The organism is Streptomyces sp. NPDC002787 (assembly GCF_053592095.1).
The window spans coordinates 455244-468955 of sequence record NZ_JBSFVC010000001.1 but is presented as its reverse complement, the minus strand read 5'-3'; the positions used below and the strand labels follow the sequence as shown (position 1 = coordinate 468955).

Below are 13712 nucleotides of genomic sequence, written 5' to 3'. Positions count from 1 at the left end.
CGGCCTAGATCCGCCACCGCGACGTGACGACGAGCGCCACGCGGCCAGTGCGTGCGCTGCGACGTCTACGGCGTTCCTGCCGTACGAGGGGGCGTCCCAGCGACAGGGCCACGGCAAGGAGTACGACGACGGCCGGCGCGCCGAGGGGAAGATCGTCACTCGACTGAGCCGCGGCACGCACGATCACGTCCGCCGCACAGTCCTCGGCCCCGTGGGGACCGTGGGGGCCGTGAGGGTCCTCGCCTGCTGCCATCGCCGAGAATCCGGCAGGCAGGGACACCGACGCGTGCGTCTCCTCGGACGCGCCGTGCAGGACGGCACACAGGATGAGCGCCATCACGAAGGCGCCGCGGATCGCCGAGACCAGTCGGCGCCATGAGGGTGCGCCGCATGGGGCGTGCGCGTGCGTACGGGAATATGTCGGCACAGGTCCTCCGCGCTGCGGGCCCACGTCTCCGGCAAGGACGGAGCGAGGCACAGACATGGGTGGGGGCAGGACGGCTTCGACGCGCGTGACAACCCGTCATGAGACGGGACAGGACGCTCGTCGCGCGATACCAGCCGAACCGGGTGACAGCCGGCAGGCCAGTTGGGAGGAGCCCGTACTCCTAGACCTGTTGCACCACGGAGACTGCTCTCAGAGCCACGGGAGACGCACCATCCATGGGCCTACCAACGGCCGGCCCGCGCACGGTCGCGGCGTCGTGGGAACTGGTCGCTTCGCGAACCGACGCTGCAAAGCAGGGCGACACCGGGGCGGAACCCTGCTGAGGCTGCCCGGACGCGCAGTGCTCGCCAGGGTGTGGCGTCTCATGGCCGCCATGATGATAGTCGGCGTCGGTGGCCAACAGCCGCGCAGGCTCGTCGGCTGCGTGGTGAACGCCATCGATCTGCAGTGGGGCGGGGATGGTTGCGCTGGTGGAGAGGTGTCCCTGGACACTCTCCACGTGGATGCCGTGCGTCACGAGGAAGCCGGACAGGAGTACGGCCAGGGCCAGCACGCGCAGCAGCGGACCCGCACCGGAGCGGGTTCTGACGATGCGCCAGGGCGACCAAGCCGTAACCATGCCGTGATCCTAGCGGCTCGTCGGCAGTGATCGAACACCACTCCCGAAACACTGGATCAACTCGTCAGACTAATGGCTTGTTTGCTGCGGCGAGTGTGCCGCGGCGGCCCCCGGAAGGAGCGTCTTCACGCCGCACCGGAGCCCGCTGCGGGCCGCGCGTTCCAATGCCGCCGGGTACAGCGGTGAGTGGGTGCGGCCCGTTGCCGGGCTCCGGCAAAGTCATGGTCACGGCAGCACCCGCTCGTTCTCGATGTGCGCGAGTACCCGCTCCAGCCAGGCCAGCAGGTCGCCCTCGACTTCGGTGCGGTTGGTCTCGTTGAACAGCTCGTGCCGCGCTTCGGGGTAGATGCGGTAGGTGATGTCGGTGAGGCCGGCCTGCCGGTAGCGGTCGACGAGCAGGTCGCTCAGCGTGAGCCCGGCGTTGAGCGGGTCCCGGTCACCGACCAGGACGAAGACAGGCAGGCGTGCCGGGATGCCCCGGGGCCGCGCGAGTGCTGCCGAGGCGGCGGCGACCTGCCTCATCCCCTCGGCGTCGAGGCTGGAGCCGCAGAGTGGGTCCGCGAGATAGGTGTCGACGGCTTCGGGGTCGCGGCTGAGCCAGTCGAACAGCGTGCGAGCAGGTTCGAAGCCTTTGTTGAGGGCGACGAGCGGGTCCCCGGTGTCGGCCGCCTGGTTGGCGAGCATCGCGTCGACCGCGGTGGTGCCGGCCAGAGCCAGGGCGTCGATCAGGTGGGAGTGGTGCAGTACGTACTGCTGCGCGGCGAAGGAGCCGAGGCTGTGACCGAGCAGCACCAGGGGCAGACCGGGGTGCCGCTCCCGGATGGTCTCGGAGAGTGTCACCAGATCGCCGACGAGGCTGTTCCAGCCGTCCTCGCCGAGATGGCCGGGTGCGGCATGCCTGCTGAGCCCGTGTCCCCGGTGGTCGCCTGCGTACACGGCGAAGCCCCGGGCCGTCAGCGCCTGGGCGAGCGCGGCGTATCGGCCCGCGTGTTCGCCCATACCGTGCGCGATCTGCACGACACCGCGCGGCGGTCCGGCGGGCTGCCACACGTGCACGTGAATGCGTACGCCGTCCTTGCCGCTGTCGAAAGTGAACATGATTCTCCTGGGAATGGGTGAGGGGAGGGGCGTGTCCGTGCCGGTGGGGTGGGTCAGGAACGCTCGCCCAGGTAGCCGGCCACGATCCGGGACCGGTCCGCTCTCAGTTCCCGGGCCGTGGCCCGCGTGGTGAGTTCGCCGTGGGAGAGGACGCAGCCTCGGTCGGCGACTTCCAGGGCGAGGCCGACGTGCTGCTCGACGAGCAGCACCCCGCAGGCGGAATCGTCGGCGAAGCGCCGTACGACGGGCAGCAGTTCCTCGACGATGACCGGGGCGAGGCCGAGACTGAGTTCGTCGAGCAGCAGCAGCTTGGGACGACGGGCCAGGGCCCGTCCCAGAGCGAGCATCTGCTGTTCTCCGCCGGACAGGAGTCCGGCCTTGCGGTCCCGCAGGCGGGTCAGGACAGGGAAGTAGGCGTACGCCGCCTCCTCGTCGAGCCGTTCTCCCCGGTGCCTTAGCCGCAGGTGTTCCGCCACGGTCAGTCCGGAGAAGATGCCCCTGCCTTCCGGGACGTGTGCGATGCCCCGTCGCGCGCGGGCCGCCGCGGGCACCGGGTCGAGGGGTGTTCCGGTGAAGGTGATGGTGCCGGCGGAGGGACGCAGCAGCCCGGAGACGGCCTTGAGCGTCGTGGTCTTGCCCGCGCCGTTGGCGCCCAGGAGGGCGACCACCTCGCCTGCGCCGACGGTGATGTCGAGGTCGCGGACGACGGGGGCTCCGTCGTAGCCGGCGGTGAGTCCGGCCACTTCCAGGACGGGTGTGCTCATGTTGTCTCCGGTGCGCTGCTGGGAACCCCGGGCCGGCCCGTGGTGAGGGAGGAAGGAGTGCCGCCGTCCGGTACGGGTGCGTCGGCGGGCTGAACGGCGGACGCGCCGAGATAGGCGGTGATGACGGCGGGGTCGTCGCGGACCCGGCTCGGGGGTCCCGCCGCGATCACCTTGCCGAACTCCAGGACGACCAGGTGGTCGCAGATGCCCATCACCAGGCCCATGTCGTGGTCGATGAGGAGCAGTCCGGTACCGGCGTCGGCGACGGCGCGCAGGCGGCGGCCGAGTTCGGCGCTCTCCGCGGTGTCCAGGCCGGCGGCGGGCTCGTCGAGGCAGATGACGCGGGGGCGGGCGGCCAGCGCCCGGGCCACGCCGACGAGCTTGCGCTGTCCCTGGGACAGCTCGGCCGGGGATGCGTCGGCGAAATCCCGCAGGCCCAGAGTGGTGAGAGCATCGACGACAGCGGAGGGCGGCGGTATGCGGCGGCCGAAGGTCTCGCCGAACGCCCTGACCCAGGTCGGTCGTTCCGCCGTCACGCGCAGGTTCTCCGTCACCGTGAGGTCCTCGAAGAGTTCGCTGCTCTGGAACGTGCGGGCGAGACCTCGGCGGGCCCTGGCATGCGGTGGCATGCCGGTCAGGTCCTCGCCGTCCAGTTCCACCCGGCCCCGGGCGCCGACCAGTCCGCTGACCGCGTCCACGAAGGTGGTCTTACCGGCCCCGTTGGGGCCGATCAGTCCCACCAGTTGGCCTTCGGCGACATCCAGGTTGACGTCGCTGAGTGCGTGGACGCCGCCGTAACTGACGCCCAGCGAACGGACCTTGAACATGCTCATCGTGCGACCTCCTCGGGGGCGGGCGCCGTCTCCGCCCCGGCGGTCTCCGACGTGACGTTTACGGCGTGGGCTTGGGCGGCTATCGCCGCACGGGCGGCTCTTTTGGCCTTCTTACGGCGGTGGTTGGCGCCCGCGATGCCGTCCGGGTTCGCGATCAGCGTCACGATCAGGGAGACGCCGGCGAAGAGCAGCGCCCAGGTCCCTTTGATGCCGAACCACTTGTCCAGGGCGTGCGGGATGAGTGCCTCCGTGGACATCAGGCCGGCGATGACGGCTCCGGAGACCATCGTGATGCCGCCGATGTAGGCGAAGCCGATGAGGCCGAGTGCGGCCAGCGCGGTGAACCGGGCCGCGCTGACGGAGCCGAAGTTGTAGCCGTACAGGGTCCCCGCGGCGCTGGCGATGAAGGAGCTGATGGCGAACGCCGCGATCTTCACCGCCCGTACGTTGACGCCTGCCGCCGCGGCCGCGCGCTCGTTGGAGCGGACGGCGAGCATGCGCCGCCCCAGCCCGGTGCGTCTGAGGTTGGCCACGTACAGCCCCAGGGCGGCGGCGACGGACAGGACGAGGAAGCCGAAGAGGGGGCTGGGTTCGTTGCCGTCCAGTCCGCGGAAGGCCGCCCCCGGACCGAGGTCCACCCCGAACAGGCGGGGAGGGGGCACGGTCACTCCGGCGGTGCCGCCGAAGGAGGTGTTGGTGAACAGGGCCTGTTCCATCGCGAGCGCGGCAGCCAGTGTGACGACGGCCAGGCTCACGCCGCGGACCCGCAGGGCGGAGATACCGGCCGCCGCACCGAGCAGGGTGGCCAGGAGGGTCGCGCCGAGGGCGTTGAAGGGGAAGGGGATCTGCAGTCCCGTCGCCAGGTGGGACAGGACGAAACCGGCGGTCCCGGAGAGCGCGAGCTGCATCACGGAGATCTGTCCCACGTAGCCGGTGATGACGACGTAGGAGAGGACGATGATCGCGCCGATCAGCGAGTTCGTCAGGGCCTGGCGGAAGTCGAACGGCAGCACGATCAGGGCGAGGGCGGCGGCAGCCGTGGCCAGTACGGCCGGTCGGAGCAGTCGGTCCGGCAGCGGTACGGCGGGCAGCCGCTGCTCGACGAGTTCACCACGGCGCGGCAGGCCGGCCCCCTTCACGTAGAGCGCGATGATCATCAGGATGAAGATCAGCAGTTGCTGGAGTCCGGGCATGGCGTTGCCGTTGTCGGTCGGGAACCAGCTCTGGGTGGACAGGTAGTAGACGACCGACTGCATGACGCCGATGAGGATGCCGGCGCTGCAGGCGATCCACAGTGAGGTGAAGCCGGCGAAGAGAGCCGCCGCCAGGGCCGGGACCACCTGCAGCGGGAGCGTGACGGAGTCGACCTGGACGATGGGTGCGGCCAGGACACCGAGCAGCCCCGCGATCAGCGCGGACAGCAGGGTGTTGGCGAGGGAGACGCTGTTGGGTGACAGACCCGCCAGCAGGGCCGCCTGTTCGTTCTCCGAGGCGGCGCGGGTGGCGAGCCCGAAGCGGGTCCACCGGTACAGGGCCCCGAGGGCGAGCGCGACGGTGATCACCAGCCCCGTCAGGATGAAACGGTCGACGGGCGTGGTGACGCCCAGGACGGTGACGGCATCCGAGGGCAGGATGCTGGGGGCCTGCTGGGGCTGGGTTCCGAACACCAGCAGCACGGTGGCCTGAAGGGTGAGCAGAATGCCGAGTGACGCCGCGAGCTTGGCCAGTGGTGAGACCGCGCGCAGGGGCCTGAACACCGCGATCTCGGTGAGCACACCGACCGCGAGCGCCGCCATGATCGCCCCCGCCAAGGCGGCGGCGATCGGCAGCGAGAAGCCGAAGAAGCCGGTGCTCAGGGCCCAGAAGATGTAACCGGCGACCATCGCGACGGCGCCGGTCGACAGGTTGATGATGCCCGAACCCCGGTAGGTCGCCACGACGCCGAGAGCGATGCCGGCGATCAGTGCCCCCTGGCCCAGGCCGAGCACGGCGAAGAGCAGGATCTGTTCCATTTCTTACTCCTGGAGCGCCGTGTTCCTGAGGCCACAGCGAAGCCGTCGGGCCTCGGGAACACGGCACGGGAAGGTCCGTCGCGGGCCATACAGGACCCGGGCGGACGGAGGGATGGCGGGTCACCGGGGCGGGCGGAGCCAGTCGGTCAGCGGCTGGAAGGCACCCTTGCCCTTGTACTGGTAGAACCGCGCCTGGTCGTTGCAGACCGCGGGGGCGTCCGGGTACTTGGCGCACTTGACCTCGGCGGCGCCCATGACGACCGGCCCGGTGAACTTCTTCAGCTGTGCGGAGACGGCCGCCGGGGTGATCTTGTCGGGTCCCACGGCGTTGAGTGCTTTGGCGTACGTCAGGATCGTGCTCCAGCCCAGCGGTGCGAAGACCTGGGACGCGGTGGCCTTGTCCAGCCCCACCTGGCCGGATGCCGCCAGGAACGCCTTGGAGTCGGCGGCCGAGGAGTCGGTCGGCAGCGTCTGGGCGACGCCGTACGTCCACGTGGGCAGATCACCGCCCAGGCCCTTGGCCACGTCCGGTGACATGCACAGGGGCGTGGACACCACGGGCTTGTCGATGCCGAGTTGCTTGAGTGCCTTGGCGACTCCGACACACCCGGAACCGATGGTGATGGGCACGATGACATCGGCGGAGTTGGCGCCGGCCGCGGTGACCGGGCCGATCAGGTCCGTGGCCTGCGCGTCGAAGCCGACCGACTTGACGGTGAGGCCGGCGGCCTTGAGTCCCTTGACCGCCGCGCTCGAAGCGATCTTGTCGCCGGGGGTGTTCGTGTGGATGACCGCCGCCGTCTTCGCCTTGAGGACGTCACGCGCGTACGTGCCCCAGGTGCCGAAGATGTGCGGCAGGTCGCCGAAGGTGCTGTAAGTATTCTTCGCCGTGGGCAGGGTGGGCCCCGTCGCCACGCCGACCAGAACCGGCTTCTTGCCCGCCACCACGGAGTTGAAGGAGGCGTCGCCGAGGTACAGATTGCCGAGGGCGATGGCGGAGACGGCCTTGTCGCCGAGCAGTTGCTGGCCGCACTTCTGTCCCTCCTCCTCGGCGGAGACCACCGTGCAGACGTTCAGCCGCAGCGGGTGGCCACCGATTCCGCCCAGCTTCTCGTTGACGTACCGAACGGCTGCCTTCGCGCCCAGCGTCGCCTCAGGGCTGCCGCCGGGGCCGCCCTCGACGTTCACCCAGCCGAGAGTGACCGGGGACAGGCCGGAGTCGGCCTCGCCCGCCTTGCCCCCCACGTAACTCGGATAGTCGGTCACCCGGGCTGCCGACGGCCGGGTGTCCACGGTGGCTGACGAGTCGGCCGTGGCGGCGCCCGCCGAGGTCGAGCCCGGGCTCTGCGAGCCACTGCAGGCGGTGAGGCCCATGACGGGCGCCAGGAGGGAGGCGATGAGGCCCAGTCTTCGGACACGCGGATGGGTAGGCATACGAGACCTCCGTGGACGGAGCGAAGGGGAGGACATGCCGGAGGGCATGCGCAACGGGGAGTGGTGACGGGTCGGCCGGAAACCTGGAGCACACGGGGTGACCGGCGCGCAGGGCGGCTCCAGAACACCTGGAAAAGGCCTGCTCGGGCACCTTCTCGAGGTTTCGTAACTTTCTTACGAACCGGGAATCTAGGTGTACGCTTACCCCCTGTCAACGCCTCGGTTCACTTCGATTTAACGATCACGCGGGGAAGGGGGAGGGTGTGACGGCACCGTCCGGAAGGCGCAGACTGCCTCGGCGCTCACTCGAGGAGACCCGGGCCCTCATGCTGGAAGCGGCGACCAAACTCGTCTGTGCGGGAACCGCCGACACCAGCGAGGCCGCGGTCTCCGCCGCACTGGCCCACGTGCGGGTCAAGCAGGTGACGGAGGAGGCCACCCGCATCATCCGGGACCGGCTGGGCGACAAGGCGGCACCGGCGGTCACCACGGGATCGATCTACCAGATCTGGCCGGCTCAGGCCGACTTCCAGGCCGAGCTGCTGTTCCACCTCACCTCACGACAGGCGGAACTGGTACCCGGCCTGCCCGACAGCATCCGGCGCTTCCAGGAAGCCGTTGAGAAGGGCATCACCTGGCAGGAAGCCCTCAACGACGTACTGACCGACAACCACAGGAACCACCGGGTGGACCCGATCTACCGGGTGATGCTCGGTTTCTACGCCAGCGCCGCGAACCCCCGTGTGCGTGAGGCTCTCGGGCACTACGGCGAATCGTTCACGAAGGTGGCCTGCGAGGCGTACCAGGCCCTGCTCGACACCTACGGACTGCGCATGCGTGCGCCCTACCAGGTCGATCACCTCGCCACCAGCATCGCGTCCCTGCTGGACGGCTTCCACATGCGGTGGATCGCCGGCTACGGGGACCTGGCGGACCCGCACGGGGACGAGAACTGGTCCCTTGTCACCAGGGTTGCGGTCATGCTGTTCGACCAGTTCACCGAACCCGTACCCGTGGACGGCACTTCCTGAGGCGGGGACACCTCACCGGGGCCGCCGTGAACGCGGTCCTGGACTCCGCGACCCGGCGTGTTCGCCGTGGTGGCGACCGCCGGGACCACTGACGCCAATCCGCCGAGCACAGGTTCATGATCCTTGGAACTGGCGGGCGGCTTCGGCGCGCACTCGGTGGTCGACCTCGGGCAGTAGAGCGTGCGCGGTCGCACGAACGGGCACCAAGCCTCTCACCTACCGCACGCGCAGCGGTGGTGTCCTGGCAGTGCCCCACTGACGAGTGACCCGGTTCCGTGCGCTTGCACCCGGTCCACGGACTGGGCCGTTTCACCGGCACCCAGTTCGGGTCACGGCGGAAAGCCGACCGTTTCGCAGCTCGGGTCACCCGCTCCGCCTCAGGGGCCGGCGTGTCGCTCCAGCAGGGACCGGACGCTGAAGGGCTGTACCTCGAGCAGGACGATGGTGGTGTTGGACCGGACAACCCCAGGCGCTTCCAGCAACAGGTTCGTGATGCGGTGCAGGTCTTCGGTGTCCCGGGCGACAACGCGGGCGAGCAGGTCACCGTCGCCGGTGGTGACGAGCAACTCGACCACCTCGGGAATGCGCAGGATCGCCTCGCGGGTGGGCCGCCCTACGCGCTGGCTGATCGACATCGTGATGAGGGCAAGCAGCGGATAGCCGAGAGCCTCGGGTGCCACGCGCCGACTGTGCTCCCTCAGCTGACCGCTTTCTTCAAGTCGCTTCAGACGCGCCTGCACGGTGTTGCGGGCCAGACCAAGTCGGTCGGCCAGGGCAACCGTCGTGGCCCGTGGGTCCGCGTCGAGCGCCAGGAGGATCCGGGCGTCGAGGCCGTCGACGTTTCGCATGATGCCCAGTATGACATAGCCCAGGCGCCCCACATTGAGCATTCTGCTCATCATTTCTGCAATATATTGCGCATTACGATGCGCCTTTCTAAGTTCTCGCCATGCAAAAAGCGCAATGCGACAACATGTCAGCGAACAGGACCCCCCGCGACGACCGCCGGGTATGGGGTGACGAGGACGAGATCGTGGCGGCCGCCCTCGACTACGCGCGGCGACGCATCACGCAGGCTCCGGATCCGGTGACCGGCGCCCGCCCCGCCGCCGATCTCGCCCTCGCGGCCGGTACGGCCATCACCCCCTGGGGAATCGGCGGCGCCGCGGCCCTCAAACTCTTCGACCGAGTCCTGGCACCTGCCACCCGCGCCCAGAACGGCTCGACGAACATCGCGTACATCCCCGCGGCCCCCACCCGTGCCGCACTCGCCTTCGACGCGGTCACCGGCGCGGCGAACATCTTCGCGGGCACCTGGGAGGCGGGAGCCGGCGCCATCCACGCCGAGAACGAGGCGCTGGCCTGGCTCACCCTGCTGCTCGGATGGCCCGGCACCGCAGCGGGATGCTTCGTCAGCGGCGGCACCATGGGCAACCTCTCGGCTCTCATCACGGCCCGCGCCGCTGCCGCCGCATCCCGGACCCGGCCGGCGGACGGCTGGAAAATCGTGTGTGCCGACAGCGCCCACTCCTCGATCAGGTCCGCGGCACAGGTGATGGACATCGCGGTCGTCACCGCACCCGTGGACGAGCGAGGACACCTCACCGGGGCCGCCGTGAACGCGGTCCTGGACTCCACGACCGGCGTGTTCGCCGTGGTGGCGACCGCCGGGACCACCAATGCCGGCCTGATCGACGACCTCGATGACATCGCCGACGCGTGCGAACGCCACCAGGTGTGGCTGCACATCGACGGTGCGTACGGCGGAGCGGGCCTGGCGGCACCCAGTGTGCGGCACCTCTACTCCGGCATCGAACGCGCCGACAGCTTCATCGTCGATCCTCACAAATGGCTCTTCGCCCCCTACGACTGCTGTGCACTGCTCTACCGGGACCCCGCGGCGGCACGCGCCGCGCACAGTCAGTCGGCGCACTATCTCGACGCCATCGACCGCGACGTCCACAATCCGGCGGACCTGGCCCTCCACCTCAGCCGCCGCGCGCGCGGTCTGCCGCTCTGGTTCAGCCTGGCCGTCCACGGAACCGAGCGGTACTCGCGTGCCGTGGAACAGACACTGACCACCAGCCGGCTGGTCGCCGACGCCATACGCGCCAGTGACCATCTACGCCTGACGATCGAGCCCGAGCTGTCCGTCGTCCTCTTCGAACGCCCTGGCTGGGGCCCGCAGGACTACGCGTCATGGTCCGCCCGTGCCGCCGAAACGGGCGCCATGCTGTGCGTGCCGACCCAGTGGAACGGCGCGACGGTGCTACGCATGGCCTTCGTCAACCCGGACACCTGCGCCGGCGACATCATCGACACGCTCCGTACGCTCCGCTAGTGCGTCATCGGCGGGCCGGGACCTGGGCGTTCAGCGGCTCGGACGGATGCCGTACCCGCCGCCGGGCCCCGGGCCCTTCGGATGTGCGGCGTCAGCGGGAGTGGCCGAGTTGGGCGAGGGCCAGGTCGAGCATGTCGGCGAAGAAGTCGGCCGCGGTGGTGTCGATGCACAGCGGTGGCTTGATCTTGAGGATGTTGAGGTGGTCCCCGGTGGGCTGGACGATCACGCCGAGGTCGAGCATGCGGTCGCAGAGTTCGGCGGTCTCTTCTGTGGCGGGTTCCAGCCCTGCGCGGTCCCGGACGAGTTCGAGGCCGAGATAGAGGCCCGAACCGTGGACGGCGCCGATGATGCCGTAGCCGTCGGCCAGTGCCTCGAGCCGGCTTCTCAGATGACCGCCGACGCGCACCGCGTTGCCCTGGAGGTCTTCGTCGCGCAGGGCGTCCAGGACGGTGAGGCCCACGATGCTGGAGACGGGGCTGCCGCCGGTGGAGGAGAAGAAGTAGCCCTGGTCGCGGTACCGGTTCGCGACCGCCTTGGACGTGATGACGGCGCCGAGGGGGTGTCCGTTGCCCATGGCCTTGGCGACACAGACGATGTCGGGGACGACCTGCTGCTGCTCGAAGCCCCAGAACCAGTGTCCCAGTCGGCCGTATCCGACCTGGACCTCGTCGGCGACGGCCAGGCCGCCGTGACGTCGTACCGCCGCGTAGACCTGGGCGAGATAGCCGTCGGGTAGGGCGACTCCTCCGGCGTTGCCGTAGAAGGTCTCGCCGATGAACGCTCCCGCCGGGCGGCAGGCAGCGGCCAGTTCGTCGATCACCGCGACGGCCTCGGGTGCGTAGCGCACGGCATCCGACCCGCGGTGGCGGCCGCGGTAGGAGTTGGGCGAGTCCACGGTGTGCACCCAGCTCGGGCGGGTGGCCAGCGCGTTCGGGTTGTCCTGGAGCGAGGTGGAGACCGCGTCGGAGGCGTACGTCCAGCCGTGGTACGCCTCGCGCAGCGCGACGACGTCGGGCCGGCCGGAGGCCCCGATGGCCAGGCGAAGGCCCAGATCCACCGCTTCCGAACCGGAGTTGACGAGGAACACCGTGTCCAGAGGGTCGGGGAGGAGGGTCGCGAGGCGCTCGGTGAACTCGACCACGGAGGCGTAGTGGAAGCGCGAGTTGGTGTTGAGCCGCCGCAACTGCCGGGAGACCGCCTGCTCGACGCGGGGATGGGCGTGGCCGAGTGGGGTCACGTTGTTGACGATGTCGAGGTACGACCGGCCGTCGGTGGACAGCAGATGGTGGCGCCAACCACGTTCGAAGCGCGGTGGGTTGGTGTAGTAGTGCTCCTGTACGGTGGCGAACGCGGCGGCACGCCGGTCGAGCAGGTCTCTCGCGCGCGTACGGTCGGAGTCGGCCGGGAAGCCGAGGAGCGGGGCGGGGTCGGCGGTGAGCGCGAGCCAGCCGGCAGCGTACTCGGGACGGACCAGGCGCGGGGCGGCGGGGCCGTCGGCGTCGCGCAGCGCGACGTGGACCGAGGCACCGGAACTGAGGTGGGTGATGTCCTCGCCCGCCTGCACCGTCGCACCGGTGGTGACCACGGGCTGGACCGCGCGAGGAAAGGACAGCGACAGCGTCTGCGCGCCGTAGGTGAGTTCCACGTGACCCGGCGCCGCAGCGAGGACTTTCCCCGCGGCTGGCACTTGCACCACGACGTCCCGGCCGAGCCAGAGGTCGATTCCGGTGGGCACCGTGGCGGTGGACACCGCCGACAGCGCCGGTGTCCGGGTGAGGCGCGCCTGTGCGTACCGGGTGGCGACGGCGGCCGCTCCGTCCGCGAGCGCGGAGGCCACCAGCCGGGCCTCGGTGCCGGCGTCCATCCAGGCTCCGTGGTCCATGGAATCGGCGTCGGTGGACAGGTCGAGAAGGGTGATGTCGTCGGCGACGAGGTCCCGCAGGAGAGGGCGCACCGGCGCACCGGCCCGCGCGGTCCGGGCGGTCCGGGCAGGCACGTCGGCCATGCCGGTCGCGTCCCTGATGAGGCGGATCATCACCGCCAGGGGCAGCCGGGTGGCCTGTTCGAATATGCGCCATTCGCGGTCGAGCGCGGAGGTGGCGTAGACGTTGTCCTCGTCGACGGCGGCCTGGTGCCGCCCGCTGGCCACCAGGACGGCGGCGCGCAGGACCACGAGCGGCCACACCGCCTCGGCTTCCTCGGGGGAGAGCGGCCGAACGGCGTGGAAGGCGCGGACGGCCGGCAGCACGTGGTGGGGCTCGACACCGTCGTGGTGGAGCATCGAGGACAGTGACACGGCGAGTTCGCCGACCGCCCAGCTCGTGGTCACGTCACCGAAGTCGATGACCCCGTCCGGCAGGGGCGGACGGCTGTCGGGACAGCGGATCAGATTGTCGTCGGTGAGGTCCAGGTGCACGGCCTGCATCGGCAGCGCGGCGGCGAGCTCCTGGACATGTGCCCAGGCCTCGGCGGTCGCGGTCCGGACGGCGGTGCGCCGGTCGGGTTCGTCGATGTGCCCGGCGAGCTTGGCGACGACGCGATCGGCGTGCCGCGGGTCCCACTGGAGCACGCGGTCGAGGCCCGGGTGCCGGAAGTCACGCAGGGCGGTGCTGACCTTTCCGGCGATCGTGCCCATGCCCGTCACACTGCCGGGGGAAAGGTGCCGTGGTCCCGAGAGCGTGCCGCCGGGCAGGTAACGCAGCAGGCGCGCGACGGCCGGCCCGTTCTCGGTGTCCACCGTCGTGCGCCGCGGGGAGCCGTCAGGGCGGCGCAGGACCGTGGCGATGCGCAGTTCCGGGCGGGCCGAGGCGATCAGGTCGGCTGCCGCGTCCTGGGCTTCGATCTCCACCGTACCGAAGGCGTGATTGGCGATCTTCAGAATCGCCACGGGCGTCCCGTCGTCGGCGTGCAGCAGGAAGTTGGCGTCCTGCTGGCTGCCCAGCGCCTGCGCGCGAGCAGTGATGCCGAGGTGTTCGGCGGCGATGAGCTCAGCCTCGGCCGGCGCCATGCGGGGTGCGGGAAGGGCGTCCTCGGTGAAGAAGTCGATCGTGCGGTACTCGTCGGACAGCATGCGGGTTCCTCGGCTGGTTCCTCGACTGGTGCGGGCAAACAGGGCTCGGACGCTCGGATGCC

At 70.0% G+C, this 13712-nt stretch carries 10 protein-coding genes; 2 read left to right on the top strand and 8 right to left on the bottom strand.

The window, feature by feature from the left end:
- Positions 1-4: 4 nt before the first annotated feature.
- The 6 genes from ACWD26_RS01935 to ACWD26_RS01910 all read right to left on the bottom strand — a co-directional run bounded on the left by ACWD26_RS01935 (position 5) and on the right by ACWD26_RS01910 (position 7208).
- Positions 5-427, bottom strand: coding sequence for a hypothetical protein (locus ACWD26_RS01935; protein WP_451265139.1), 423 nt, complete (start codon positions 425-427; stop codon positions 5-7).
- An 865-nt stretch (positions 428-1292) separates the two neighbouring features.
- A complete protein-coding gene (locus ACWD26_RS01930) occupies positions 1293-2165 on the bottom strand; it encodes an alpha/beta hydrolase (protein WP_451265137.1) in 873 nt (290 codons plus the stop codon).
- A gap of 53 nt (positions 2166-2218) precedes the next feature.
- Positions 2219-2929 carry an ABC transporter ATP-binding protein gene (locus ACWD26_RS01925; RefSeq protein WP_451265135.1) on the bottom strand — a complete coding sequence of 237 codons (711 nt, stop codon included), beginning with the start codon at positions 2927-2929 and terminating at the stop codon, positions 2219-2221.
- Positions 2926-3762: an ABC transporter ATP-binding protein gene (locus ACWD26_RS01920; protein ID WP_451265133.1), complete on the bottom strand. Its 837-nt coding sequence runs from the start codon at positions 3760-3762 to the stop codon at positions 2926-2928. Before ACWD26_RS01920 ends, ACWD26_RS01925 begins: the two co-directional genes overlap by 4 nt.
- Positions 3759-5774 carry a branched-chain amino acid ABC transporter permease gene (locus ACWD26_RS01915; RefSeq protein ID WP_451265131.1) on the bottom strand — a complete coding sequence of 672 codons (2016 nt, stop codon included), beginning with the start codon at positions 5772-5774 and terminating at the stop codon, positions 3759-3761. The genes ACWD26_RS01920 and ACWD26_RS01915 overlap by 4 nt, the downstream gene beginning before the upstream one ends.
- 120 nt (positions 5775-5894) lie before the next feature.
- Positions 5895-7208, bottom strand: a complete 1314-nt coding sequence (locus ACWD26_RS01910; RefSeq protein ID WP_451265129.1) for an ABC transporter substrate-binding protein — start codon at positions 7206-7208, stop codon at positions 5895-5897.
- A 326-nt stretch (positions 7209-7534) separates the two neighbouring features.
- Here ACWD26_RS01910 and ACWD26_RS01905 point away from each other — a divergent pair, with 326 nt between their 5' ends.
- The gene (locus ACWD26_RS01905; protein ID WP_451265127.1) at positions 7535-8239 is read left to right on the top strand and encodes a hypothetical protein; all 705 of its coding nucleotides are present in this window, start codon (positions 7535-7537) and stop codon (positions 8237-8239) included.
- 377 nt (positions 8240-8616) lie between these two features.
- Here ACWD26_RS01905 and ACWD26_RS01900 read toward each other — a convergent pair whose 3' ends face one another.
- On the bottom strand, positions 8617-9138 hold the full coding sequence (locus ACWD26_RS01900; protein ID WP_451265283.1) for an Lrp/AsnC family transcriptional regulator: 522 nt from the start codon (positions 9136-9138) through the stop codon (positions 8617-8619).
- Between the two features lie 74 nt (positions 9139-9212).
- On the opposite strand from ACWD26_RS01900, the gene ACWD26_RS01895 reads away from it, so the two are divergent.
- Positions 9213-10580: a pyridoxal phosphate-dependent decarboxylase family protein gene (locus ACWD26_RS01895; protein ID WP_451265125.1), complete on the top strand. Its 1368-nt coding sequence runs from the start codon at positions 9213-9215 to the stop codon at positions 10578-10580.
- Between the two features lie 91 nt (positions 10581-10671).
- Here ACWD26_RS01895 and ACWD26_RS01890 read toward each other — a convergent pair whose 3' ends face one another.
- Positions 10672-13650: an aminotransferase gene (locus ACWD26_RS01890; protein ID WP_451265123.1), complete on the bottom strand. Its 2979-nt coding sequence runs from the start codon at positions 13648-13650 to the stop codon at positions 10672-10674.
- Positions 13651-13712 lie beyond the last annotated feature (62 nt).

Coding starts and splice junctions, on each gene's coding strand:
- ACWD26_RS01900 (WP_451265283.1), bottom strand. CDS start 9,138: ATGAGCAGAATGCTCAATGTGGGGCGCCTGGGCTATGTCATACTGGGC.
- ACWD26_RS01930 (WP_451265137.1), bottom strand. CDS start 2,165: ATGTTCACTTTCGACAGCGGCAAGGACGGCGTACGCATTCACGTGCAC.
- ACWD26_RS01905 (WP_451265127.1), top strand. CDS start 7,535: ATGCTGGAAGCGGCGACCAAACTCGTCTGTGCGGGAACCGCCGACACC.
- ACWD26_RS01895 (WP_451265125.1), top strand. CDS start 9,213: ATGTCAGCGAACAGGACCCCCCGCGACGACCGCCGGGTATGGGGTGAC.
- ACWD26_RS01910 (WP_451265129.1), bottom strand. CDS start 7,208: ATGCCTACCCATCCGCGTGTCCGAAGACTGGGCCTCATCGCCTCCCTC.
- ACWD26_RS01915 (WP_451265131.1), bottom strand. CDS start 5,774: ATGGAACAGATCCTGCTCTTCGCCGTGCTCGGCCTGGGCCAGGGGGCA.
- ACWD26_RS01925 (WP_451265135.1), bottom strand. CDS start 2,929: ATGAGCACACCCGTCCTGGAAGTGGCCGGACTCACCGCCGGCTACGAC.
- ACWD26_RS01920 (WP_451265133.1), bottom strand. CDS start 3,762: ATGAGCATGTTCAAGGTCCGTTCGCTGGGCGTCAGTTACGGCGGCGTC.
- ACWD26_RS01890 (WP_451265123.1), bottom strand. CDS start 13,650: ATGCTGTCCGACGAGTACCGCACGATCGACTTCTTCACCGAGGACGCC.